Source organism: Gemmatimonadota bacterium (assembly GCA_016714015.1).
GTDB lineage: Bacteria > Gemmatimonadota > Gemmatimonadetes > Gemmatimonadales > Gemmatimonadaceae > Pseudogemmatithrix.
This window is the reverse complement of sequence record JADJNZ010000010.1, coordinates 47214-70960: the sequence shown is the minus strand read 5'-3', so window position 1 is coordinate 70960 and position 23747 is coordinate 47214. Positions and strand designations below refer to the sequence as shown.

20 protein-coding genes and 1 tRNA gene are annotated in these 23747 nt (G+C 68.6%); 5 read left to right on the top strand and 16 right to left on the bottom strand.

Annotated elements, in window-relative coordinates; all coding sequences use genetic code 11:
* Nucleotides 1-15: 15 nt before the first annotated feature.
* From IPJ78_17670 to IPJ78_17650, 5 genes are all read right to left on the bottom strand, one after another.
* Entirely contained in the window at nucleotides 16-753 is a 738-nt protein-coding gene (locus IPJ78_17670; protein MBK7908371.1) for a MotA/TolQ/ExbB proton channel family protein, read from the bottom strand.
* A 41-nt stretch (nucleotides 754-794) separates the two neighbouring features.
* A complete protein-coding gene (locus tag IPJ78_17665) occupies nucleotides 795-1508 on the bottom strand; it encodes a TonB family protein (GenBank protein MBK7908370.1) in 714 nt (237 codons plus the stop codon).
* 113 nt (nucleotides 1509-1621) lie between these two features.
* Complete coding sequence (locus IPJ78_17660; protein MBK7908369.1) at nucleotides 1622-3121, bottom strand: HAMP domain-containing protein; 1500 nt, start codon at nucleotides 3119-3121, stop codon at nucleotides 1622-1624.
* An 8-nt stretch (nucleotides 3122-3129) separates the two neighbouring features.
* The gene (locus IPJ78_17655; protein MBK7908368.1) at nucleotides 3130-3798 is read right to left on the bottom strand and encodes a response regulator transcription factor; all 669 of its coding nucleotides are present in this window, start codon (nucleotides 3796-3798) and stop codon (nucleotides 3130-3132) included.
* A complete protein-coding gene (locus IPJ78_17650) occupies nucleotides 3799-5349 on the bottom strand; it encodes a PAS domain-containing protein (protein ID MBK7908367.1) in 1551 nt (516 codons plus the stop codon). It abuts the gene before it with no gap.
* 214 nt (nucleotides 5350-5563) lie between these two features.
* On the opposite strand from IPJ78_17650, the gene IPJ78_17645 reads away from it, so the two are divergent.
* On the top strand, nucleotides 5564-6004 hold the full coding sequence (locus IPJ78_17645) for an Hsp20/alpha crystallin family protein (GenBank protein MBK7908366.1): 441 nt from the start codon (nucleotides 5564-5566) through the stop codon (nucleotides 6002-6004).
* A gap of 64 nt (nucleotides 6005-6068) precedes the next feature.
* Here IPJ78_17645 and IPJ78_17640 read toward each other — a convergent pair whose 3' ends face one another.
* The 9 genes from IPJ78_17640 to IPJ78_17600 form a co-directional block, all read right to left on the bottom strand.
* Entirely contained in the window at nucleotides 6069-6536 is a 468-nt protein-coding gene (locus IPJ78_17640; GenBank protein MBK7908365.1) for a redoxin domain-containing protein, read from the bottom strand.
* Between the two features lie 181 nt (nucleotides 6537-6717).
* Nucleotides 6718-6790: transfer RNA gene (locus IPJ78_17635), tRNA-Ala, on the bottom strand.
* Between the two features lie 147 nt (nucleotides 6791-6937).
* Nucleotides 6938-8281: a hypothetical protein gene (locus IPJ78_17630; protein MBK7908364.1), complete on the bottom strand. Its 1344-nt coding sequence runs from the start codon at nucleotides 8279-8281 to the stop codon at nucleotides 6938-6940.
* The gene (locus IPJ78_17625; protein MBK7908363.1) at nucleotides 8278-9024 is read right to left on the bottom strand and encodes a c-type cytochrome; all 747 of its coding nucleotides are present in this window, start codon (nucleotides 9022-9024) and stop codon (nucleotides 8278-8280) included. The genes IPJ78_17630 and IPJ78_17625 overlap by 4 nt, the downstream gene beginning before the upstream one ends.
* Entirely contained in the window at nucleotides 9014-9517 is a 504-nt protein-coding gene (locus IPJ78_17620) for a DUF3341 domain-containing protein (protein MBK7908362.1), read from the bottom strand. The genes IPJ78_17625 and IPJ78_17620 overlap by 11 nt, the downstream gene beginning before the upstream one ends.
* Nucleotide 9518: 1 nt before the next feature.
* Entirely contained in the window at nucleotides 9519-10919 is a 1401-nt protein-coding gene (gene nrfD, locus IPJ78_17615) for a polysulfide reductase NrfD (protein MBK7908361.1), read from the bottom strand.
* 13 nt (nucleotides 10920-10932) lie between these two features.
* Nucleotides 10933-13989 (bottom strand): 4Fe-4S dicluster domain-containing protein, encoded by a 3057-nt coding sequence (locus tag IPJ78_17610; protein ID MBK7908360.1) that lies wholly within the window; start codon nucleotides 13987-13989, stop codon nucleotides 10933-10935.
* Nucleotides 13990-13994: 5 nt separating this feature from the next.
* Nucleotides 13995-14720 (bottom strand): cytochrome c3 family protein, encoded by a 726-nt coding sequence (locus IPJ78_17605; protein MBK7908359.1) that lies wholly within the window; start codon nucleotides 14718-14720, stop codon nucleotides 13995-13997.
* 125 nt (nucleotides 14721-14845) lie between these two features.
* Nucleotides 14846-15601, bottom strand: coding sequence for a tRNA (cytosine(32)/uridine(32)-2'-O)-methyltransferase TrmJ (locus tag IPJ78_17600; GenBank protein ID MBK7908358.1), 756 nt, complete (start codon nucleotides 15599-15601; stop codon nucleotides 14846-14848).
* A gap of 37 nt (nucleotides 15602-15638) precedes the next feature.
* On the opposite strand from IPJ78_17600, the gene IPJ78_17595 reads away from it, so the two are divergent.
* Both IPJ78_17595 and IPJ78_17590 read left to right on the top strand, forming a co-directional pair.
* Nucleotides 15639-16268 carry a VTT domain-containing protein gene (locus IPJ78_17595; GenBank protein ID MBK7908357.1) on the top strand — a complete coding sequence of 210 codons (630 nt, stop codon included), beginning with the start codon at nucleotides 15639-15641 and terminating at the stop codon, nucleotides 16266-16268.
* Nucleotides 16269-16366: 98 nt separating this feature from the next.
* Nucleotides 16367-16975 (top strand): superoxide dismutase, encoded by a 609-nt coding sequence (locus tag IPJ78_17590; protein ID MBK7908356.1) that lies wholly within the window; start codon nucleotides 16367-16369, stop codon nucleotides 16973-16975.
* A 195-nt stretch (nucleotides 16976-17170) separates the two neighbouring features.
* Here the strand turns inward: IPJ78_17590 and speA are convergent, their stop codons facing one another.
* Complete coding sequence (gene speA / locus IPJ78_17585) at nucleotides 17171-19159, bottom strand: biosynthetic arginine decarboxylase (GenBank protein ID MBK7908355.1); 1989 nt, start codon at nucleotides 19157-19159, stop codon at nucleotides 17171-17173.
* Nucleotides 19160-19289: 130 nt separating this feature from the next.
* Here speA and IPJ78_17580 point away from each other — a divergent pair, with 130 nt between their 5' ends.
* Entirely contained in the window at nucleotides 19290-20192 is a 903-nt protein-coding gene (locus tag IPJ78_17580) for a c-type cytochrome (GenBank protein ID MBK7908354.1), read from the top strand.
* A gap of 27 nt (nucleotides 20193-20219) precedes the next feature.
* On the opposite strand, the gene IPJ78_17575 is transcribed toward IPJ78_17580, so the two are convergent.
* On the bottom strand, nucleotides 20220-23096 hold the full coding sequence (locus IPJ78_17575) for a S9 family peptidase (protein ID MBK7908353.1): 2877 nt from the start codon (nucleotides 23094-23096) through the stop codon (nucleotides 20220-20222).
* Between the two features lie 4 nt (nucleotides 23097-23100).
* Here IPJ78_17575 and IPJ78_17570 point away from each other — a divergent pair, with 4 nt between their 5' ends.
* The gene (locus tag IPJ78_17570) at nucleotides 23101-23736 is read left to right on the top strand and encodes a DUF502 domain-containing protein (GenBank protein ID MBK7908352.1); all 636 of its coding nucleotides are present in this window, start codon (nucleotides 23101-23103) and stop codon (nucleotides 23734-23736) included.
* Nucleotides 23737-23747 lie beyond the last annotated feature (11 nt).

Below are 23747 nucleotides of genomic sequence, written 5' to 3'. Positions count from 1 at the left end.
GGATCGTCGAGGAGATTACTGCGAGATCGGGGCGTTGCCGCCGGCCTTCGTCGAGAACTCACGGGTGAAGCGCGAACGGCCGAACTCGCCCGAGACGCCCTTGATCAGGTAGTCGATCATCTCCTTCGAGACGTAGGTCATCTCCGAAGTGAGGTTGTCGATCTTGGTCTGGAAGTAGTTGTAGAACCACACCGCCGGGATGGCGACGAGGAGGCCGAAGCCGGTCGCGATGAGCGCCTCGGCGATGCCGATCGTGATCGCGGCGATGCCGGTCGAGCCCGACGTGCCCATGGCGGCGAAGGCGTTGATGATGCCGAACACGGTGCCGAGGAGGCCGACGAACGGCGAGGTCGATCCGACCGTCGCGAGGACCGCGAGGCCGCGCTTCAGCGAGACGATCTCGACGAGCATGTTGCGCTCGACGGCGCGCTCGGCCGAGTTGATGTCGGAGACGGTGACCGAGCCATCGAGGATGAGCGGCTTGACCTCATCGAGCGCGCCACCGAGGACGCGGGCGACGTGCGACTTCTTGTACGACTGCGCGAGGTTGATCGCCTCGGAGAGGTTGTCCTCCTCGAGGAACTGCGAGAACTCGGGCGCGAACTTGAGCGTCTCCTTCTGGGCCTTGCGCAGGTTCCACCACTTGCCGAACGCGACGGTCAGCGACCAGAGCGACATCACGGCGAGCGTGAACCAGATGCCCTTCGCGAACGCGGGGCTCTGCGCAAAGATGTGGCCAATATCCATGTTCATGCGACGAATCTCCTGATGGGTCGGATAGGGAAGGGTCTGGTCTACTTCTGGAGGGCGAAGACGAACGGCTGCTGGACGAGCTGCTTCACCTTGCGTCCGCCGACCTCGGCCGGCAGGAAGCGCATGTTGGGCAGCGCACTACGCAGCGCCGCTTCGAACAGGTCATGGGACTTGCGGATCGTCTTGTAGGTGTTGAGCTCCACGCGGCCCGTCGTGTCGACGACGAACTGCGCGAGCACCTCGCCCTCGACGCCGGCGGAACGGAGGATGTCCGGGTAGCGCGGCACGCCCGTGCCCGGGACCGGCGCCACCGGCTTCTCGACCTGGAAGTCGAAGTAGGGCTGGTCCGTCTGGATGGTCTGCGCCTGGCCACCCACCACGCCCGCCGCGATGCCGCCCGCCACGCCACGACCCGAGAAGTCATCCTCGTTCGTGAGCTTCTTGGACAGGTCGATCTCCGGGATCACGTCCGGGATGTTGATCGGCGCGGTGAGCACCTGGAAGCCCTTCGCCACCGGCGGCGCGGCGACCGCGTCGGGCGGCGGCGGCGGCGGCTCATCCGGCGGAGGCGGCTCGTCCTTCTTGATCTCGACGAAATCGACCTTCTGCATCACCTCTTCCGCCACCGCCTCACCGACCTGCTTGGTCGCGATGAGCGACCCGGTGATCACGAGGCCATGGAAGACCATGGAGAAGATCGTCGAGCCCAGCGAGCGCGTCTTCTGCGGCTTCGACTCGATCAGGTTGTTGAACACGCGTACGTCTCCGAGGGTGAAAAGTCGCGTGACGGCGCCCGGGATCGTTCGTCAGGGCGTCGACCGTGGCCGGAAACTAGGGGCGCCGGATGACGCTGGTAATCGGGGGAAGATTAAGATTCGCTTAATGCCCCGTGAGCTTTCGCCGGGGGCGCAGCGGCCGGCTCCGCCGGGATCGTCACCGTGAAGGTGCTCCCGCGCCCCAGGCGCGAGGCCACATTGATCGCCCCGCCATGCGCATGGGCGATCCACTGGGCGATCGCGAGCCCGAGGCCGAAGCCGCCCCGCTCCGAGGCCCGCGAGCGCGCCCGGTCGGCGCGCCAGAACCGGTCGAAGATGAACGGCAGGTCGGCGGCGGCGATGCCCAGCCCGGTGTCGTGTACCGCGAAGGCCGCCTGGTCCCCACGCCGTTCGAGGGCCACGGTCACCGACCCGTCCGGCCCCGTGTACTTGACGGCGTTCGTGATCAGGTTGAGGAACAGCTGGCGCAGCCGGACCGGGTCGCCCAGCACCTGCACCGGCTCGATGGCGACCAGCGACACCCTCACCCCCTGCCCCTCCCCCAGGATCGTCGCCGTCTCGTAGACGTCCTCGACCATCGCGTGCAGGTCCACCCGCTCGCGGTGGATGTCGAACCGACCCTCGTCGGCCCTCGCCAGCGTGAGCAGCGAGTCCACCAGGTCCGCCATCCGAGCCGACTCGGCGAGCGCCTCCTCGAGCGGCGGGAGCAGGTCAGGCGGGACGTTCGGGGCCGACATGGCGCGCTCGATGTCCGCGCGCATCACGGTGAGCGGCGTCTTGAGCTCGTGGCTCGCGTCCGCGGTGAAGCGCCGCAGTGCGGCGAAGGAGCCCTCGAGTCGCGCGATCATCGCGTTCACCTTCTCCGCCACCCGGTCGAGCTCGTTCTCGCCGCTCTCCACCGGGAGCCGGCGGTGGAGCGATCGCCCGTCCTGGATCGCTTCGATGTCGGCGATGAGGTGGTTCACCGGCTCGAGATACGCCCCCGCGAGCGCCCACGCGGCGAACACCGAGAGGACGAAGATCAGCGGAAAGGCGATGAGGATGGGCGTGAAGATGTCGAGCCGGTAGAACTCGAGTTCCTCCGCCGATTCGGCCGCGACGACCCGCAGCGCGGGGCCGCGCTGGGCCGGGCGTTCGAAGTTCACGCGGACGAAGAGGCGACCCGGGAGCGAATCGAGCGTGATGAATCCCGCGGGACGCTCCGGCGTGAAGGCGCGAAGGATCGCGGAGATCAGCTTCGTCTGGTCCTTCTCCTGGAGGGCCGCGACCGGCGCGCTGGCATAGAGGAGTCGTCCCGTGTCCGCGACGAGCACGAAGCCCGGTAGCGCGGCCAACCGGCTCCCCACGCTCGCCGAGAGCGGCGGGAGCGCGCGGAGGACCGAATCCTCGGGGATGACGACGCTGCCGTAGAGGCTCGTCCCCGCCTGCTCGAGCACGCGGGAGCCGAGGCGCGCGATGCTCTCCACGCGCATCTGCAGCACGCGTTCGGCCGAGCGGCGGCTGGCCGAGAGCATCACGGCCGCGAAGACGAGGAGCGTCGCGGCGAGCGCGACCGCGTACGCCAGCGTCAGCCGCCCGCGGATCGTCCGCACGCGCCGCCCTAGGCCTTGAGCACGTAGCCCACCCCGCGCACGGTGGTGATGAGCTTCTTGTCGTGCGGCGCGTCGATCTTCTTGCGGAGGTGGTTGATCACCACATCGACGATGTTGGTGCCGGGGTCGAAGTGATAGCCCCAGGCGTACTCGGTGATGAGCGTGCGCGAGAGGACGCGCCCCGCGTGCCGGGCGAGGTACTCGAGTACGAGGAACTCCTTCGGCGTGAGCTCGACGGCCTTGCCCGCGCGCGAGACCTCGCGGGCGTCGAGGTCGACCACGAGGTCGGCGACGGTGATGCGCGGGGAGACGATCGCGCGCGGCCGCCGGGCGAGCGCCTCGACGCGCGCCAGCAGCTCCTCGAAGGCGAACGGCTTGGTGACGTAGTCGTCGGCGCCGGCCCGCAACGTCTCGACCTTCGCGTCGACCGCGTCCTGCGCCGTGAGCACGAGTACCGGCTTCTCGAACCCGCGGGCGCGCAGGTTCCGCAGCACCTGCTGCCCCGTGCGCCCCGGGAGGCGCAGGTCGAGCACGATGATGTCGTACGGCTGCGACCGCGCCAGCGCCTCGCCCTCCTCGCCGTCGGCGACGAGATCCACCGACCAGCGCTGCTCCTCGAGCCCGCGCTTGACGAACTGCCCGACCGTCGGGTCGTCCTCGATGACCAGGACCTTCATCTAGCCCACCACCGGGAGGATCACGCGGAAGGTGCTCCCCTGCCCCAGCATGCTGTCCACCTCGATGCTCCCCCCGTGCTCCTGCACGATGCCATAGCAGATGCTGAGGCCGAGCCCAGTGCCCTGCCCCTGCGGCTTGGTGGTGTAGAACGGCTCGAAGATCTTGCCGAGCTCGCCGCGCGCGATCCCGTGCCCGGTGTCGACCACCTCGGCGATCGCCGACGTGTCGCCGTCACGACGGGTGACGATGCGCACCGTGCCCTTCTCGCCCATCGCATCCATGGCGTTGAGCAGCAGCGCCATGAAGACCTGCACGAGCTGCTCGGTGTTGGCCTGCGGCACGCGGCCGAGGAGCGGGTCGAGCTCGGTCTCGACATGGAGGCGCTTGAAGCGGACGTGATGCTTGAGGAGGAAGAGCGTCCGCTGGATGACGTCGTTGAGGTCGACCCGCTCCTTGCGCGGCTGCTTGGGCCGGCTGAAGTCGAGCAGGCCGTCGACGATCTGCTTGCAGCGCACGACCTCCTTGTCGATGATGTCGAGGAAGTCCTGCGTCTCGGGTGCGATGGTGACGCCGGAGCGCTCCAGGTCCTCCATCCGGTAGCCGAGCGACTCGGCGCAGGCGGCGATGGTCGCGAGCGGGTTGTTGATCTCGTGCATGACGCCGGCCGCGAGCTGGCCGATCGCCGCCAGCTTCTCCGCCTGCGTGAACCGCTCCTGCGCCTGCCGCCAGTCGGTGATGTCCTCGCCGATCGTGATCACATGCGTGACCGCGCCGTCCCCGAGCCGCATCGGGATCTTGGTGATGCGGTAGGTCCGCTGCTCGCCGGAGGCGAGCGACTCCATCTGGTACTCCTGCATCCGGCCCGTCGAGAAGACGTCATCGAACTCGCGCCGGAGCATCTCCGCCGGCTGGCGATGCAGGATCTCGAAGATCGTGCGGCCGAGCGCCTCCTCGCGCGAGACGCCTTGCATGCCGGTCTCGCGCTTGCGGTTCCAGCTCTGGATGCGATACTCGCGGTCGATCACGTAGAGCCCGAGCGGCAGCGAGTCGATGATCTTCTCGGTGAATCGCCGCCCCCGCTCGATCTCGGCCGTGCGCGAGGCCACCTCCACCTCGAGCTGGCGCGACCGTTCGGCGTGCGTGAGCTCGGGCGCGAGGAGATTCGCGAGCGCCGTGACGAGCAACCGCTCCTCGGACGCGAGGGGGCGCGTGAGACGCAGCGCGAGAACGCCCACCCGTCGCTCGCCAAGGACGATCGGTTCGATGTGCGGACCGCCCGGGACGCCCCCGGCCGCGAGTCCGACTCGCACCTCCGCTTCGGTGATGCTCGTCCCGCCGCTGGTCCACCCGCGGATGATGCCCTGCGGCGCGTGCAGCCAGACGGCCGTCTCCGACGCCTCCACCAGTTCGCGCACCGTGGTGAGCATCCGTTCGATGCTCGTCTCCAGGGCGCGTGCCGAGGCGAGTTCCGCACTGATGCCGGCGAGGGCACGGAGGGCGCGCGCAGCGCGCGCGTCCGCGTCGGTCGGCAGGGTGGGCGGGGTGGTCATCGGTGCGGAGGGATGAGCGGAAGCTATGCCGCGGCCGGGGCGCGCGACAAGGTCGGGAACGGTCAAGCTGACAGCGGCTCCGGTCGCGTCGGCAGAGGGATGTGCCGTGACGGCCGGGCGGCGCGGGCACACCGCATGCGCGAGGAGGAGACAGACGGGCACACGGGTGCCTGTGCCATCAGCGTCTCACATCTGCCCTTCGGAGGATCGACCCATGGTATATCGCACGACGACCCTGCCCCCGCTCTTCACGCTCCGCCGCGAGGTCGACCGCCTCTTCGAGGATGCGTTCGGTCGCGCCGCGGCCGCGCCGGCGACCTGGAGTCCCGCGACGGATGTGCGCGAGGAGGCGGACGGCTATCGCTTCGAGATCGAGCTGCCCGGCATCGCCCCCGAGCAGGTCGAGGTGACGTTGGAGCAGGGCGTCCTGACGGTCCGCGGTGAGAAGCGAGCGACGACCGCGACGACGACCGAGGCCGCCGCCCCGAAGTGGCACGTGGCCGAGCGCGTGCAGGGCGCGTTCAAGCGGACGTTCCAGCTGCCGCAGGCAGTGTCGGAAGACCGGATCGCCGCGAGCTTCGCCAACGGGTTGCTGACGGTGGTGGTGCCGAAGGAAGCCCCTCGGGCGCGGAAGATCGACGTGACCGTGGCGTGAACGACGCAGGCCGCAGGATGAGGGCGTCGCCCCTCGTCCTGCGGCCTGCGTCCGCAACCGCCGGTCAGCTCAGTTTCGCGATCTCGGCCAGGATCTCGGCGTTCTCCCGCTTGGTGCCCGGCGTCGCCTCGACGTAGGACCAGCGCACCACGCCCGCCTTGTCGATCAGGAAGTAGGCCCGCTGCGAGAAGTAGCGCTCGGGATGCAGCACATCGTAGGCGCGCGAGGCGGTCCGCTTGAAGTCGGAGGCGAGATCGACGCCCATGGCGTACTTCGCCTTGAACTCCTTGAGCGACGGCACGGCATCGACGCTGATCGGGATCACCGTCACGTCCTTCCCCGCGAAAGCCGAGTAGTCGTCGCTGAAGGCGCAGAGCTCGGCCGTGCAGGTGGAGGTGAAGGCGAGGGGGAAGAACGCGAGCAGGACGTTCTGCTTGCCCTGGAAGCTCGAGAGCGTGACCGCGCTGCCGGCGGTGGTGTCGAGCGTGAAGTCGGGGGCGGGCGTGCCGATGGCGGGGACGGAGGCGCTCATGATCGGAGAGAAGGGTGGAGGATGGACTCAGGGATGAACCGGACGCGTCGGACGGGGGTTCCCGTCGGTCGAAGGGGCGTGCGGGCCGCGTGAGGGCCGGAGGGGGGCGAGCCGCGCGCCCGCGGGTCCTGTCCCCCGGAACGGCGAAGCGCCGGACCACGAGGTGGCCCGGCGCCTGCGATGGAGCGTGCCGGGATCGAACCGGCGACCCCCTGCTTGCAAAGCAGGTGCTCTCCCAGCTGAGCTAACGCCCCGCGAACACAATATAATCAGGCCGCCGCCTCCAGCGAATGGACGTCCGCGCCTCGACCGCGCCAGCACGATCTCGGGGCTCTTGAACGCGCGAGAGGGCGGCGCGCCACCTCGGCACGCCGCCCCCGTCACCTGCCCCCCGCGTCGCGCTACTCGTGCGCCGGGAGCGGCTCCATCGTGTCCGGATTCACCGGGACCTGCACCTCGTCGCGGTAGGGCGACGTCATCTTGAAGACCTGCGCCTTGGGGAACGCGTCCATGAACTGCGCGTAGCTCCAGACGAAGAGCCCGAGGAAGCCGGCGAAGATGCCGAGCTCCCAGAACCCGAGCGGCGCATGATCGACGCGCGTGCCGTAGATCGACGGATAGATCTCGGTGTAGCGCGCGAACCAGAGGCCGACGAACGACGCCGCCGCGAAGAGGATCATCGTCGGCGAGTAGAGCTTGGCCTTGACCGAGAGCAGGCCGAAGAACGGCACGACGAAGGTGAGGACCGCGGCGGCCATGGTCGTCAGCTTCCACGCGCCCGAGAGCCGCAGCGTGAAGAAGTGCGTCTCCTCGGCGAGGTTGCCGTACCAGATGATCAGGAACTGCGAGAAGGTCAGGTAGCCCCAGAACGCGGTGAACGCGAAGCAGAGCTTGCCGATGTCGTGGTAGTGCTTGTCGGTGATCAGCTCGGGGAGCTCGGGGAACTGGCCCTTCCACCACCGGAGCTGCACGGCCCACGTCATGAGCGCCACGAGCCAGCCGCCCATGAAGACCTGCCAGCCGTACATGGTGCTGAAGAAGTGGAAGTCGAGCGACATCGAGTGGTCCCACGCGAGGACGCACCAGGCGAAGCCGAAGACGATCGCCATGATCACCGCGAGCTTGCCCTGCAGCGAGTGCGTCGAGTGCAGCTCGCGCCGCTCCTCGCCGAAGCCGGCGCGCATCTTCGCGCGCAGGCCGGCGGCCCACGAGGCGCCATGCTCCGGCGTGATGCCCACGTCGAGGCGGACCGAGGTCCAGACGTACCAGACCTGCAGGAGCAACAGCGCGCCGAACGCGATCACCGAGCGGGCGTAGAAGAACCCGTGATTGAAGTAGGTCTCCTTCTCCTTGATCAGCTCGCCGGTGCCGACCAGGTCCCACCACGGATAGATGTGGGACTTGCCACCGATGATGATCACGAGCAGGCCGACCGCCGCGATCGGCAGGAAGGCGACATACCCCTCAAGGAAGCGGATCACGCCGCGCGACCAGCGCGCGGTGGTGATGCGCTGCACCGCCGAGAACATGACGGCGGCCGAGGCGATGGTGGTGAAGAAGAGCCAGTTGAGGAGGAAGGCCTGCCAGGCCCGCGCCTCTCCGGTGGCCGCCCCGACGGCGAAGAGGATCATGCCGAGGACGCCGACCACGAGTCCGCCCTTCTTGAGGGCGGCCGGCATCGACTTCTTCTGCAGGATGCCGACGAACTGGTCGCGCGGCGGGGAGTAATGGTGCTGGCCGCTCATTCGTGACCTCCGTTGTGCGCCGGGTCGGCCTTGGCCTCACCAGCGGGCTTCTCGGCCTTCAGGGTGATGCCCGTCGTGCTCGGCCGCGCGTAGGGGTGCGGGACCGTCGGGCCGACCTTCGAGTAGCCCGGGAGCGCGGTGCCGGTCTGGCCGGGGAACCCGACCGGGCCGGTCTGGACGGCGTAGCGGCCCTGGAGGCCGCGCAGGTAGTTCACCACATCCCAGCGCATCTCCTCGGGGATGCGGTTCTGGGGTGGCATCAGGCCGCGCCCGTTGCGCAGCATGCCGAAGATGTAGCCATCGGTCCGCGCCTGGGTCGCCGCGCCGTTGATCGGCGGAGCGAAGCCGTACATCGGGTTGAGCTGCTTGAGCGCGCCGTTGCCGTCGCCGAGGTCGCCGTGGCAGACCGCGCAGTTGATCTGGTAGAGCTTGCGGCCGTTCTCGAGCGACCGCGCGTCCGCCGCGACGGGGTTCGCGACGCCGGAGAGCGAGTCGATCGTCGCGGGCATCACCGCGTAGGAGACCTGCCACGACGCGACGGCGAGGCCGTGCGTCGGGACCGAGCCCTGCGGGTTGCCGCGGAACGGGATCGTGTCGCCCGCCGCCGAGTCGCTGGAGAACTTCTGCCAGGTCCCGATGGAGGGCTGCTGCTTCATGTCGGTCAGCCAGTCGTTCGGGTCGCAGGCCGCGAGGGCCAGCGGGAGCGCGACGACGGCCAGCCGACGCATGAGGTTACCGGTCACCACGCACCTCCACCGCGCCATGGCGGCGCATGATCGCCTCCACCTCGGCGAGCTTGTCCGGCGCGCATTCGCACCAGACGCCGTAGTTGCCCTGGCTGAAGCGCGCATCGTACCCGACGGTCATCGTCAGGCGGGGGATGCCGGCCAGGTAGAACATGCCGAACACGGTCGAGAGCGCGCCGACCATGACCATCACCTCGAACCCGAACACCGTGTACGGGATCCAGGTGGAGATCGCCTTGCCGCCGACGACGAGGGGCCAGTACTCCGAGCCCCAGATCGCGAGCCAGTAGCCGAAGCAGACGCCCGCGAGCGCGCCGACGAGCGTGAACTTCCGGACGGGCGACGGCGGCGGCTCGACCGCGTGCTCGAGCTCGTGCCGCGGGGTCGGCGTGTACGCCGTGATGTCCCCGAGCTTCTTGTGCTTCAGTTCCTCGATCGCTTCCACGGTGCTGTCGAGCTCTGCGAAGACGCCGATCATTCCGCGATGCATCTCAGTGCCCCCCGTGGTGCGAGTGCCCGTGCTTCATCTTGGGCGGGATGATCTCCTTGATCTCCGCCAGCGCCATCACCGGCAGCTGCTTGACGAAGAGCAGGAACCACATGAAGAACCAGCCGAACGAGCCGATGAGGAGCCCGTAGTCGACCCAGGTCGGCACGTAGCTCGACCACTGCCAGGGCTCCATGTCATGCGAGAGCGACGGCACGACGATCACGAAGCGCTCGAACCACATGCCGATGTTGATGAAGATCGACAGGATCCAGAGCCAGGTCGGGTTGCGGCGCAGCTTCTGCGAGAAGAGCGAGAGCGGCAGGATCATGTTGCAGGTGAGCATGATCCAGGCGGCCCACCACCACTGCCCGAAGACGCGATTCCAGAAGTAGTCCTGCTCCGCCGGGATGCCGCCGTACCAGGCGATGAAGAACTCGATCATGTACGCGAGGCCGACGACCAGCGACGTGAAGAGCACCATCTTCGCCGAGGCGTCGAGGTGGTTGAGCGTCACGTAGTGCTTGAGCCCGAACCACTTGCGCATCGGGATGATGATCGTCCACACCATCGCGAAGCCGGAGAAGATCGCGCCGGCGACGAAATAGGGCGGGAAGATCGTCGTGTGCCAGCCCGGCACGATGCCCATCGCGAAGTCGAACGACACGACCGAGTGCACCGAGAGCACCAGCGGCGTCGAGAAGGCGGCGAGGAACAGGTAGGCGCGGGCGAAATGGCGCCACTCGCGCTCGCTGTTGCGCCAGCCGAAGCTCAGGACCGACAGGATCTGCTTGCGCAGCGGGTTCGTCTCGCGGTCACGCAGCACCGCGATGTCGGGGATCAGGCCGACGAAGAGGAACGTCGTCGAGATCGTCAGGTAGGTCGTGATCGCGAACACGTCCCACACGAGCGGCGACTTGAAGTTCGGCCAGATCAGCCGCCAGTTCGGGTACGGGATGAGCCAGAAGAACTTCCACGGCCGGCCGATGTGGATGATCGGGAAGAGCCCCGCGGTCATGACCGCGAAGACCGTCATCGCCTCGGCGGCGCGGTAGATCGTCGTGCGGAACCCGGCCCGGAACAGGTACAGGATCGCCGAGATCAGCGTGCCCGCGTGACCGATGCCGACCCAGAACACGAACGTGATGATGTAGACGCCCCACATCACCGGCGGGTTGTAGCCGGCGACGCCGAGGCCCTGGTGGATCTGGTAGGCCCAGGACGCGGCGCCGAACGCGAGGCAGGTCAGGGCGAGCAACAGCCCGCCGAACCAGGCCTTCGTCGGCTTGAGGATCGCGAGGATCTCGCGATCGACCTGCTCGTAGTCCTTGACCGCGGGGAGCTGGATGTCGGCCGATGCGATGTTCGGCCGGCGCGGCTCGTCCGGATGCGCGATGGCAGTCATTGGTCGCGCCCCCTTACGCCGTGGCCGACGCCGTCGGCGCCGGATGGTTGACCTTCTTCAAGTAGACCACCGCCGTGAAGGTGTTGAGCTCCTCGAACACGTGGTACGCGCGGCGATCCTTCGCCCACTTCGCCACCGACCAGTTCTCGTCGGCCGCATCGCCGAAGACGATCGCGCGCGACGGGCAGGCCTGCGCGCAGGCCGTCGTGAACTCGTCCACGTGCAGGTCGCGCTGCTCGAGCGAGGCCCGGTTCTCGGCCTCCTTGATGCGCTGCACGCAGAACGAGCACTTCTCCATGATGCCCTTCTGCCGCACCGTCACGTCCGGGTTGAGCTGCCAGTGCAGCGGCTCCGGGAACGCGTACTGGGTGCGGTTCGGGTCGCCATAGCCGAACCAGTTGTAGTACCGGACCTTGTACGGGCAGTTGTTCGAGCAGTAGCGCGTGCCGACGCAGCGGTTGTAGACCTGCACGTTCAGGCCGTTCGGCGCGTGGTAGGTCGCGTACACCGGGCAGACGGGCTCGCACGGCGCGTTGCCGCAGTGCTGGCACATCATCGGGATGAAGCGCGTCTCGAAGTCCGGGTGCTCCGGATCGAACTTCACGTCCTTCGGCTCGCGGTCGAGCTCCCAGTACCGCTCGAGGCGGATCCAGGCCATCTCGCGCGAGCGCGTGATGTTGGCACCGAAGCCGGTGCGATCCGGCATCACCTGCGCGCCCTGCCAGGCCGCGCCGACGGTGGGGATGTTGTTCTCGGCGTAGCAGGCGGTGACGCAGGCCGAGCACCCGGTGCACTTGGCGAGGTCGATGGTCATCGCCCAGCGGCGCTTCGCGGCCCCCGACCAGTGGTTCGGGTCGTACTGGCCCTTGTCCTTCGAGCCCGGCACGCCGAACTCGCCCTGCGCGTCGTTCGCGGTCGGCGAGCGGAGCCCCGGGAGGAACTCGGTGCTCGCCTGCCCGTCGAACGTGTGCGGATGCTCCTCCTCACCCGCGAGCAGCGCGGGGAGGGCGATCGCCTGCGCGATGCCGCGGCCGTGCTGACGGCCCGAGCCCTCGACGGTGACGATGCGCTCGTTGCCGTTCGCCTTGGTGACCGATGCCTTCGTCGCGCCGAGCGCGACGCCACCGGCGCGATCCTCGGCGGGCGCCAACAGCGTCCACGCGTTCTGGCCGGCGACCGCATACCGGCCCGAGGCGGTGTGGCCGCGCCCGAGCGCGATGGCGATGGTGTCGGGCCGCAGTCCGATGTAGCCGAAGGCCGGCGCAGTGATCTCCCCCGCGCCCGTCTTCACCGTCACGTGCTCGCCGTCGGTGACGCCGAGCTTCTCGGCCGTCTCCGGGTGCATCTCCACCACGGTCTGCCAGACGATCTTGGTGACCGGGTCCGGCAGCTCCTGGAGCCACGGCTTGTTCGCGCCGCGCCCGTCGCCGAGCGTCGGCGAGGGATAGGCGATGAGGGTGTAGTCCCCCGTCTGGGCGGCGATCGTCGGGCGGCCCGAGACCGTCTTCGACGTGCTGGAGCGCGTCGCCGCCCCACCGGCCATCATTGCCGTCGGGAGCGCGTTCTTGAGCGCCTGGTTCCCGCCGATCCGGTTCGCGAGCCAGCCGCGATAGTCGGCCTGCGGGTAGCGCGCCGCCATCGACTGGTCGCCCTTCGCGACCGCGAGGAGGACATCGGCCGTCGCGCGCGAGTCGAACACCGGGTCCATCGTCGGCTGCTGGAGCGAGAGCGTGCCGCGCACCGGCTCGGCGTCACCCCAGCTCTCGAGCGCGTGATGGTCGGGGAGCACGAGGTCGCAGAGCGACGTCGTCTCATCCGGCACGCTGGAGAAGGAGACCTTGAACGGCACCTTCGCCATCGCGACGCCGAAGGCGACGGCGGGGGCGGTGGTGTAGGCGGGATTCGCGTGGCGCACCATGAGGAGCGGCACGTCGCCGGCATTCATGCGGCCGGAGAGTTCACGCATCTCGGCGTGGCCGGCCACACCCTCGAACGCGAGGAGGCCGTCGCCCGGCTTGATGGTCTTGCCCACGTTCCCGCGCGACTTGTTGAGCTCGGCGACCGCGGCGGCGAGTGCCCCCGCCTCGGCGTCATAACCGCCGGCGAGGATCGCGCTGGCGCTGGCGCCACGCACTTCCGCGATGAGCCCCTCGATCAGATGAAGGCCGACGCCGGCCGCCTCGGCCGCCTGCGAGGCCGACGCCTTGCCGAGGAGCGCGTTCACGATGTCGATCTCGGAGCCGGGCTTGGCCGGGATCCACTGGTCGGCATTGAGGCCGGTCAGCGAGCGACGCGCACCGACATAGATGAAGCGCGGCGCCCCCTCGACCTTGCCGCGGGCCTCGGAGAAGGCGAGCTGCTGCGGGACCGGGAGGCCCCACCCGTCGAGGAAGTCGGCGCTGAAGGAGACGATGAGCGAGGCGGCCGAGAAGTCGATGTGCGGCCACGACGCGCCGTAGGCGGCCTTGTTGGCCTGCGCGACGGCGATCGGCGCCTCGGCGTCGTAGCTGATGTGCGGCGCGATGCCGTAGCCGGCGAGGATGCCGTCGAGGAAGGCCGGGAACGAGCCCTGCTCGTGCTGGTTGACGAAGGCGACCTTGCTGCCCTGCCCGCGCGACTTGATCTCGCCGAGCTTGGTGGCGAGGGTCTGCATCGCCTCCGTCCACGTGGTCGGGACGAGCTTGTCGCCCTCGCGCTTCATCGGGCCGCGGAAGCGATCCGGGTTGTAGAGGCCCTGCAGGCCGGACTGCCCGCGGGCGCAGAGGGCGCCCCGATTGACGGGGTGCTCCGGATTGCCCTCGGCCTTGATGGCGCGCCCGTCACGGACCTCGACGATCAGGCCGCAGCCGGCCGCGCACTCGCGGCAGGTGGTCGCATAGTAGTTCGAGACCCCCGGCGTCGTCTGATCGGGCGAGACGAGGTACGGGATGAGCTTCTCGACGTTCGCGGTGCCGCATCCGACGGCGGCGGTGGCCGCGCCGGTGACGGAGAGGACCTTCAGGAAGCCGCGGCGATCGACGCCCGACTCGCCCTGCGCCCCGTGGGTCACGTCCTTCGAATCAGTGGTCATGGGGTCTAGTAGTGGCAGGTGGCGCAGTCGTACGTCGCCTTCTTGCGCGGGAGCGCGAGCGTGGCGGAATCAGGCTCCATGCCGGCGGCGCGCATCCCCTCGGCCGGCGAGTACCCGTTGACGTGGCAGGTCACGCACCAGCCCATGTTGAGCGACTGGGCCTGGAAGACCTGCGACATGTTGTTCACCTGGCCGTGGCAGGTCTGGCAGGTGACGCCGGCGTTGACGTGCCGCATGTGCGGGAAGTGCACGTACTCGGGGACCTTGTGGATGCGGACCCACGGCACGGGCTGCTTCTTGGTCCAGTAGTCCGTGAGCTTGGCGATCTCCGGGCGACCGGCGCCGACGAGCGTATGGCAGCCCATGCAGGTGCCGACCGCGGGAAGTCCCGGGTCCGGCGAGGTGCTGGCCGCGTTGTGGCAGAACGCGCAGTTCATCTTGAGCGAGTTCACGTGCACCGGGTGCGGGAACTTCACCGGCTGCACGGGCGAGCGGCCGATGCCGCCACCGACGTAGAACGTGTAGCCCGAGGCGCCGCTGTAGGACCACGGTCCGGGCTGGGCCTTGCCGAAGGCCTCGCGATTGGCCGCCTCGGTCGCGGTCTCCGGCGTACCAGCGGCCGGTGCCTGCGGAGCGGCGGATTGGGAGCCCGCATAGGCGGACATCATGGTCGCGGCGAACGCGATGGCGACCAACCCCGGGATGACGACCCACTTCCTGCGACCGGTCATGCGCGAGACTCGGATGGAGGGAATTCCGAATGGGACACTCGGCTTGTGAACGATTTCACAAGCCGCAGAGCCTCGGAAAAATGACCCGCGTCGGGGTTGTGTGCAAGTGCGCGCAAGGAATGGCCTTACGCACTCTCGTCCAGCCCCCGCTTCACGCGGTCGATCGTACGCAGCACCTCGATACCCATCGCGCGGACCAGGGTGAGCTCCCGGGAGTCCGGGCCGGCGCGATTCAGCAGCGAACGCACCGAGCGCATGATGTGTTCCGGGTTGCGCGTCCGGTAGAACGCGATGGCCGCGAGGGCGCGATCGATGTCGGCGAGGGCGCGCTCCCACTCGTCGTGCTTGGGGAGGGCGGCGTGATGCTTGTGACGCGCGATGGTGCGCGTGGCATCGCCGGCGGCGAGATGCAGCTCGTACGCCGCGACGAGCACCGCTTGCGCGATGTTGAGCGAGCTGTGCTCGGTGGTGGGGATCGTGCAGAGCGTCTGCGCCTGGTCGATGGCCTCGTTGGGCAGGCCGTGGTCCTCCTGCCCGAAGAGGAGGGCGACGCGGCCGTCGGCCGCCTTCTCGAGGACGACGGGCGCGAGCTCCCGCGGCGTGGTGAGCGGCCAGCGGTGCGCGCGACGCTTCCCCGCGAACGCCGCGACGTAGACGCAATCGGCCAGCGCCTCCTGCAGCGTGTCGAAGTGCCGGATCCGCTCCACGACGTCGCGGGTCCCGTGCGCGACGCCCTCGATGCGCCAGGGGTCGTACGCGACGGGTTGCACGAGGCGCAGGTCGTGGATCCCCATGTTCTTCATCACCCGGACGGCGCCGGCGATGTTGACGGGGTCCTGCGGCTTGTGGAAGACGATGACGACCTGGTCGAGGGCGGACATGGGTGGAAGTTAGTCCGGTCGGCTAGATTCCGGCCCCATGGACCTCCTCCTCGACCTGTTCCACCAGCTGCGCGACCTGAATGGGCTCGTGGCGACCGCCGGATACGCGGGCATCACTGCGATCATCTTCATCGAGACGGGACTGCTCTTCCCCTTCCTGCCCGGCGACTCGCTGCTGGTGACGGCCGGCGTCTTCGCCTCCGCCCCGAACCAGATCGTCACGCTCAACGTCTGGTGGCTCGGCGTGCTCTGCTCCATCGCGGCGGTCCTCGGCGACCAGATCGCGTACGGGATCGGGCGCAAGTCGGGGGAGGCGCTCTTCAACCGCCCCGACTCGCGCTGGTTCAAGCAGAGCCATCTGCGCGCGGCGCACGACTTCTACGAGCGCCATGGCGGGAAGACGATCATCATGGCCCGCTTCATGCCGTTCGCGCGGACCTTCGCGCCGGTGGTCGCCGGCGCGGCGAAGATGCACTACCCCACTTTCGTCTTCTACAACGTGATCGGCGGCCTCGCCTGGATCTGGTCGATGCTGCTGATCGGGTTCTACGTGGTGCGGATGGTGCCCGGACTCGAGGCGAACGTCGAGAAGCTCGCGATCGGCATCATCGTCGTGAGCGTGCTGCCCGGGGTGTACGGGTGGTGGAAGGGGCGCAAGAAGGGATGAAGGATGGAGGACGAAGGATGAAGCGGACGTGCCGGGCGCGTGGCGGTGTGCCCTCCTATATTGTCTTGCAACGTAGCTGACCCTGAAACGGAGTTCCGATGGCCCATACGCTGCCCGCGCTCTACTACGCCTTCGACGCGCTCGAGCCGCACGTCGATGCGCAGACGATGCAGATCCATCATGGCAAGCATCATCAGGCGTACGTGAACAACCTCAATGCCGCGATCGAGAAGGCGCCCGAGCTGGCGTCGTGGAGCCTCGAACAGCTCTGCCGCGACATCGCGAAGGTGCCGGAACCGGTGCGCGGCGCGGTGCGCAACAACGGCGGCGGACACTGGAATCACACGCTGTTCTGGAATTGCATGGTCCCCAAGTCGGGCGGCGCCCCGACCGGGAACGTCACGGCGGCGATCGACAAGTCGTTCGGTGACTTCGCGAAGTTCCGCGACGCCTTCAAGGCGGCGGCCGTTGGGCGGTTCGGATCGGGCTGGGCCTGGCTGGTGGCCGCGAAGGACGGGACCCTGTCCATCGAGAGCTCGCCGAACCAGGACAATCCCCTCATGGAGGGGCGGCACGCGATCCTCGGGCTCGACGTCTGGGAGCACGCCTACTACCTCAAGTACCAGAACCGCCGTCCCGACTACATCGACGCGTGGTGGAACGTGGTGCACTGGGGCGAGGTGGCGAAGCGGTACGACGCGCGATAACGAGGAAGGATGAAGGTGGGAGGGTCGGGGCGCGATGAGGTGCACCTTCCGGTGAACGACGGGTGCTGGACATGACAAGAGGGCGAGGCGAGCCGATGTCGAGGCTCCCTCGCCCTCCTTTCGCGCTCCCCGGTCAGGCCGCGGCCCGCTTCCCGATCCCTTCCACCTTCCTCCTTCAGCCTCGATCCTCCCGCCCTACCGCGCCGCCTCGCCCTCGAGATACGTGTAGCCCTCGAGCCCCGCGACGTACTCGGCGATGAACATGTTCGCCTCCTCGCGCGAGAGGTCCTTGCTGTTCTGGACCTTGCGACGGAAGGTCGCGAGCAGGTCCGAGGCGCGGAACTGCACGTAGTTGAGCACCTCGGTCACGGTGTCGCCGTGGACCATGTGGGTGATCTCGTAGTGATCGCCCTGCAGGCGCAGGTGCACCGCGTTGGTGTCGCCGAACAGGTTGTGGAGGTCGCCGAGGATCTCCTGGTAAGCGCCGGTCAGGAAGATGCCGAGGATGTACGCCTCGCCGTCACGGAAGACGTGCAACGGCAGCGACGGTTGGCCGTCGCGCCCCCCGATGAAGCGGTCGATCTTCCCGTCGGAGTCGCAGGTGACGTCCTGGATCGTCCCGCGCCGCGACGGCTCCTCGTCGAGCCGATGGATCGGCATGATCGGGAAGAGCTGGTCGATGGCCCAGTTGTCGGGGAGCGACTGGAAGAGCGAGAAATTGGCGAAGTAGCGGTCGACGAGCGCCGCGTCCACATCCTTGATGATGTCGTCGAAATGGTCGCGCTTGGGTCCGATGAGGCGCGACACCGCGTTCAACGTGCAGAGGTAGAAGGTCTCGGCCATGGCGCGCTCGCGGAGCGAGAGGACGCCGGAGTTGAAGAGCTGCTGCGCGCGCTCCTTGTCGAAGGTCGCGTCGTGGAAGATCTCGCGGACGCGACGCATGGCGACGTTCTTGCGGCTGACCGTCTTGAGGTCGTCGGCCATCTCGTGCAGGAGGGCATGGTCCTCCTCGGAGAGCACCGGGACCACGGGCTCGGCCGCCGATTCGACGTCGATCACCGAGAGCAGCAGCAGCGCGTGGTGCGCGGTGAGCGCGCGCCCCGACTCGGAGATGATGTCGGGCATCGGGAGCTCCTCCTCCCGGCAGGTCTCGGCGAGCGTGTAGATGATGTCATTGGCGTACTCCTGCGCGGAGTAGTTCATCGACGCCTGCGCGGTGGACTGCGAGCCGTCGTAGTCGACGCCGAGGCCGCCGCCCACGTCGACGTAGCGGATATCGAGGCCGAGGCGGCGCAGCTCGACGTAGAAGCGGCTCACCTCCTGCAGCCCGCGCTTGATGAAGCGGATGTCGGTGATCTGCGAACCGAGGTGGAAATGGATGAGCTTGATGATGTCGAGCATCCCCTCGGCCCGGAGCCGCTCGACGACCTGCATGAGCTGCGCCGAGGTGAGGCCGAACTTGGACTTCTCGCCCCCCGACTGCGCCCAGCGACCGGAGCCCTCGCTCGAGAGCTTGATGCGGACGCCGATCGTCGGCGTCACGCCCATCTCGCGCGCGACGGGCAGCAGGACATCGAGCTCGCTCACCTGCTCGACGACGATGAGCACGGTGTGTCCGAGCTTCTGGCCCATCAGGGCGAGGCGCATGAACTCCTCGTCCTTGTAGCCATTGCAGATGATCAGGTGATCGGTGCGGTCGGTGAGGGCGAGGACGGCCTGCAGCTCCGGCTTGGAGCCGCACTCGAGCCCGACACCGGTCGCCTCGCCGAACTCGACGATCTCCTCGATCACGTGCCGCTGTTGGTTGACCTTGATCGGATAGACGGTCGTGTACTTCCCCTCGTACTGGAACTCGGCGATGGCGCTCGCGAAGCGCGCGTGCAGCATCTCGATGCGCGCCTTGAGGATCTCCGAGAACCGGAGGAGCACGGGCAGGTTGACCCCTTGGGCCTCGAGGTCGTGCGCGAGTTCGAAGAGGTCGAGCGTCTGTTCGGGGCGGTCCTTGTCGGGTCGCACGACGACGCGCCCGGCCTGGTTGACGTCGAAGAAGCCGTCCCCCCACCCCTCGATGTTGTACAGCGCCTTCGCGCGCTCGATCGTCCACGGCGTGGCCACCGCATCCTTCGCGGCGGGGGTCGGCGCCACGGCGGGCGCGGCGTGCTCGGAGGTCGGGGAGGACGTCATGCCGTGAATAGTAGGGGCTCGGGGTCGTGCGCGGTATTCAGCGTGCCGCGGCGCCATTCGCCGAAACCCGCGGCGCGCGGTAGCGTAAGTCCCTTCGTCTCCATTCACCTCCGCCCCCGAGGAGCGTCGCATGCGCAGGATCCTCAAGTACGCCGGCATTCTCGCCGGCGCGGTCGTCCTCCTGGCGATCGTCGGTGTCGCCGGCCTCTACGCCTGGACCAGCAACGAGCTCACCGCGAAGTCCCCGCTCCCCGGACACGCCTTCACCGCCCCGACCGACAGCGCGAGCGTCGCGCGCGGGGAGCATGTGGTCCGCGCGATCGGCAAGTGCGGCGACTGCCACGGACAGGATCTCGGCGGCGACACGCTGCTCAACGATCCCGCGATGGGGCTCATCTACTCGCCGAACCTCACGCGCGGCGCGGGGGGCATCGGCGGGACGTACACGGACGCGCAGTGGGAGGCGGCGATCCGCCACGGCCTCGCGGCCGATGGGCGCCGGCTCGTCGTCATGCCCTCCAACGAATACCAGTTCCTCTCGGACGAGGACCTCGGCACGATCATCGCCTACCTGCGCACGGTGCCCGCGGTGGACCGCACCGGCCCCACGCAGCGCGTCGGTCCGCTCGCGCGCGCCCTCTACGCGGGCGGCGTCTTCCCGATGTTCCCGGCGAAGGCGGTGACGCACGGCGATGAGGTCGTGCCGTCGGTCGCGATCGACTCGACCGCGGCGTATGGCAAGTATCTGGGCGACGTCGGCTGCAGCGGATGCCACGGCGTCACCTACGGCGGCGGCGCGATCCCGGGAGGCCCGCCGGACTGGCCCAAGCCGGCCAACCTCACGCCGACCGGGATCGGGCACTACACGCAGGAGGGTTTCGTCTCCGCGCTGCGGACCGGGAAGCGGCCCGACGGCACCGAGATCGATCCCTTCATGCCGATCGCGGCGACGCGACAGATGACCGATGTCGAGATCGTCGCCGTCTACAAGTACCTCCGGACGTTGCCGGCGAGGCCGTTCGGGTCGCGCTGACCCCGCCGGACTGAGGTCGTCGTTCGTCTAGGGCCGCGCCGGCATCTGGTCGCGGCCCTTCTCGAGGAAGGGGATCCCGCGCTGCATCCACTCGGGCGCGGGCGCGCCGAGCAGGTGGTGCGCGAAGAACTGCTGCATCCGGCGGTCGATGTCCTTCTGGTTGGCGTACTTCCGCGGGTTGTGGGCGTCCCCGTTGTAGTTCACCATGTACGCCTCCTTGCCCAGTCGGCGCATGGCGATGAAGAACTCGATGCCCTGGTACCACGGCACCGCGCCGTCATTGTCGTTCGCCATGAAGAGGACGGGCGTGGTCACGCGGTCGAGGCGGAAGAGGGGCGAGTTCTCCTCGTAGCGCTCCGGATACTCCCAGATCGACCCGCCGATCCGGCTCTGCCCGCGCTCGTAGTTCACGATCGCGCGCTCCACGCCCGACTCCCAGCGGATGCCGCCGTACGCCGAGAACATGTTCACGACCGTCGCATTGGGCACGGCGGCGGCGAAGAGATTGGTCTGCGTGATGATGTACGCGGTCTGGTACCCACCCCACGACTGTCCGCTGATCCCCTGACGCCGGGGATCGGCGATGCCGCGCGCGATGAGCGACTGCACGCCGGGCACGATCGACTTCACCGAGCTGGGCCCGGGATAGCCGGGCGTGTAGTGGATGTTGGGCATGAACACGAGGTAGCCGAGGCTCGTGTACACGACCGGGTTGATGACGTTGCGGCCCGCCGGGCGATTGTAGTTGTAGAGCCCGTCGGACAGCTGCTCGTAGAAGTACGTGATCATCGGGTACCGCTTGGAGGGATCGAAGCCCTCGGGCTTGTAGAGCAGCCCTTCCATCGGCACGCCGTCGCTGTTGTCCCACTTCACCAGTTCGACATCACCCCACGAGTACTGCGCCTGCTCCGGCATCGCATCGGTGATCCGCGTCAGGCCATCGAACGTCGTGCCGGTCCAGAGGTCGGGGAACTCGCGGTAGTCGGCGCGCGCGACGAGGAGCTGGTCGGACTTGCGCGCCTTCTGCACGACCGGGAATGACTTGGGCGCCATGAGCAGGCGCTCGGGCCCACCCGTGACGCCGACGCGGTCGCGATAGAAGCCTGCGTGCTTCGTGACGTTGTCAAAGGTACGGAGCAGCAACGGCTGCGTCGGATCGTAGAAGCGCTCCTCGGGATCGAGGTCCAGCAGGCGGAAGGTGAGCTGGCCCCGGCGCCCTGCCCCGTCCGTCAGGTTGCGCGGCGCCACGATCCCGAGCGGATCGATCTCCCAGATGTCGAAGCGGTCGTAGATGAGCACGCGCGCATCGTCCTTGGTCCAGCCGCCGACACCCCACGGGCTCGGGTCGCCCGGGGTGTCGTGCGTCTCCTGGTCGAACTTCACGCCGCTGATGCCGCTCGTCAGGTCGCGGGTGCGGTCGGCGGCGATGTCGTGCGCGCGCCACGCCCCCTTCTCCCACCAGATGACGAAGCGCGCGGCGGGAGACAACTGGCCGTTGCCGCGCACCTTCGTCGCGACCTGGCGCGTGACGCCGGTGACGGTATTGATCACGCGGATGTCGTTGCCGCCCTCGCCCGCGATCGCGTCGAGCTCGTACGGCACGTCGGTCGTCGCGACCGCCGTGCGCCCATCGTCGGAGAACTGCGCGGTGGGCATCGAGTCGTCGGCGATCCGACGGAAGCTGCGCGTCGCGACGTGGAACACCGCCGGATAGCTGCGACCGCGGTCCTGCCCCGCCTGCAGCCGCTGCATCGGTTGCGGACGCGTGTCACGCCAGTGCCAGAGGTCAACGATCGCACGTTCGGCGAGCGAGTCGGCGGGGATGGAATCGGGAGCGACGTGCGCGATGCCGAAGCGGAGGACGCCACCACCGCGCACGAACTCCACCGCGCCACGGTCGGCGATCTTGAGGCCCTCGCCGGCGGCACCTGCAGCGACCGCGATCGTGGCGGGCTGGACCCCCGGCTTCTGTCGCGTGCCGGCAAGCGAGGCATGATAGAGCGTGACGCGCGCCTTCTCGTTCTTCCACTCGTCGGCGTCGGTCACGAACGCGACCTGCGTCGCGGCCTCGTCGACCACGAGGCTTCGATAGTTCCCCGTCGCGACCTTGAGCGGCGTGACGGCGCCCGTTGCGAGCGTGCGCACGTAGACGCCGTCGATGCCGAGCGAGTCGGCGCCGGTGACGCTGTAGACGAGATAGCGCTCGCCGCGATCGATCGTGTAGTTGGTGACGCCCTCGATCCGCACCTCGGCGCCGGTCGCGAGTTCGCGGAGCACCAGTGGTGCGCCGGCATCCTTGCGCTTGGCCGGTGTGGCCGCGGAGTCGCGCGCTGGCCCTTCCGCGGCCGCGGCACGCCCGTTCGCCCCGCGCGCGCCGGCGGCAGGCGTGGTATCCGCGTCGATCTGGTAGGCGACGAATCGGCCGCCGTCGCGCGCGACCTGGAAGCCGCGCACCCGGTCGACGAGGGTCACCTTGCCGTCGGCGAGCGCGAGGATCGCGAGCTTGTTCTTCGGAGCCTCGGCCGCGCGCCCGCGCCGACCGCGCGCGGAATCGGAGGCGGCCTTGGTCGGATACTGGAGGAAGAGCACGTGGCGCGAATCGGCGGTCACGGTGGCCGCCTGCGCGCTGAACGGCTGGCCGGTCACGCTCATCAGCGGCCGTCCGGTCCAGCCGCGCGCGACGCGGTGCTCGGTGGTGCCGGTGGTGGCGCGCGCGACGAGCTCGCCGTCCCCGAGGGTGGGCGAGAGCGTATAGACGGCCCACTTCCCGTCGGCCGAGAGCGTCGGCTGGAGGATCGACCGCCAGAGGTCGTAGGTGTCCTGCGTCAGCGGCTTCCGGGCGGCCTGGGCCGAGAGGGCAAGCGGCGCGAAGGCGAGCAGGACGAGGAGGCGGAGGGCGCGCATGACCATGGGGTGCGGGGTCGGGGGTTATCTTCTGCCAACGGCTCACAAGTTACGCATCATCCTCCCCTCCCGCTGTGTGCCCATGAAGAAGCTGCTCACGTACTTCCTGCGCGGCCTGGTCCTCACGGTGCCGCTCGTGGTCACGATCGCCGTCTGCTGGATCGTGCTGACCCGCGTCGATGGCTGGCTCGGGCTGCCCATCCCCGGCGCGGGGTTCGCGATCACGATCGCCGGGATCACGCTCGTCGGGTTCCTCGGCACGACCTTCCTCTGGGCGCAAGCGGAGCGCTGGATGGAGGAGCTCCTGAACCGGCTGCCCTTCGTGCGGCTGCTCTACTCCTCGACGAAGGACCTGCTCAACGCGTTCGTGGGCGAGAAGCGCCGCTTCGACCAGCCGGTGCTGGTGGCGCTCTCGCAGGACAAGGCGGTCCGCACGTTCGGATTCATCACGCAATCGTCGCTCACGACGCTCGGGCTGCCGGGCGATGTGGCGGTCTACTTCCCCCAGTCGTACAACTTCGCGGGCCAGCTGGTGGTGGTCCCGGGCGACCGCGTGACGCGACTGACGGCGCCGAGTTCGGATGTGCTGGCGTTCATCGTGTCGGGCGGGGTCACCGACGTGCCGGAGCAACGGACATGAGCGGAGACCGT

Bases quoted from the DNA above. Each gene is read 5' to 3' on its own strand.
- IPJ78_17670 (MBK7908371.1), bottom strand. From the start codon at position 753: ATGAACATGGATATTGGCCACATCTTTGCGCAGAGCCCCGCGTTCGCG.
- IPJ78_17655 (MBK7908368.1), bottom strand. From the start codon at position 3,798: ATGAAGGTCCTGGTCATCGAGGACGACCCGACGGTCGGGCAGTTCGTC.
- IPJ78_17650 (MBK7908367.1), bottom strand. From the start codon at position 5,349: ATGACCACCCCGCCCACCCTGCCGACCGACGCGGACGCGCGCGCTGCG.
- IPJ78_17645 (MBK7908366.1), top strand. From the start codon at position 5,564: ATGGTATATCGCACGACGACCCTGCCCCCGCTCTTCACGCTCCGCCGC.
- IPJ78_17640 (MBK7908365.1), bottom strand. From the start codon at position 6,536: ATGAGCGCCTCCGTCCCCGCCATCGGCACGCCCGCCCCCGACTTCACG.
- IPJ78_17630 (MBK7908364.1), bottom strand. From the start codon at position 8,281: ATGAGCGGCCAGCACCATTACTCCCCGCCGCGCGACCAGTTCGTCGGC.
- IPJ78_17620 (MBK7908362.1), bottom strand. From the start codon at position 9,517: ATGCATCGCGGAATGATCGGCGTCTTCGCAGAGCTCGACAGCACCGTG.
- nrfD (MBK7908361.1), bottom strand. From the start codon at position 10,919: ATGACTGCCATCGCGCATCCGGACGAGCCGCGCCGGCCGAACATCGCA.
- IPJ78_17610 (MBK7908360.1), bottom strand. From the start codon at position 13,989: ATGACCACTGATTCGAAGGACGTGACCCACGGGGCGCAGGGCGAGTCG.
- IPJ78_17605 (MBK7908359.1), bottom strand. From the start codon at position 14,720: ATGACCGGTCGCAGGAAGTGGGTCGTCATCCCGGGGTTGGTCGCCATC.
- IPJ78_17600 (MBK7908358.1), bottom strand. From the start codon at position 15,601: ATGTCCGCCCTCGACCAGGTCGTCATCGTCTTCCACAAGCCGCAGGAC.
- IPJ78_17595 (MBK7908357.1), top strand. From the start codon at position 15,639: ATGGACCTCCTCCTCGACCTGTTCCACCAGCTGCGCGACCTGAATGGG.
- IPJ78_17590 (MBK7908356.1), top strand. From the start codon at position 16,367: ATGGCCCATACGCTGCCCGCGCTCTACTACGCCTTCGACGCGCTCGAG.
- speA (MBK7908355.1), bottom strand. From the start codon at position 19,159: ATGACGTCCTCCCCGACCTCCGAGCACGCCGCGCCCGCCGTGGCGCCG.
- IPJ78_17580 (MBK7908354.1), top strand. From the start codon at position 19,290: ATGCGCAGGATCCTCAAGTACGCCGGCATTCTCGCCGGCGCGGTCGTC.
- IPJ78_17575 (MBK7908353.1), bottom strand. From the start codon at position 23,096: ATGCGCGCCCTCCGCCTCCTCGTCCTGCTCGCCTTCGCGCCGCTTGCC.
- IPJ78_17570 (MBK7908352.1), top strand. From the start codon at position 23,101: ATGGGGTGCGGGGTCGGGGGTTATCTTCTGCCAACGGCTCACAAGTTA.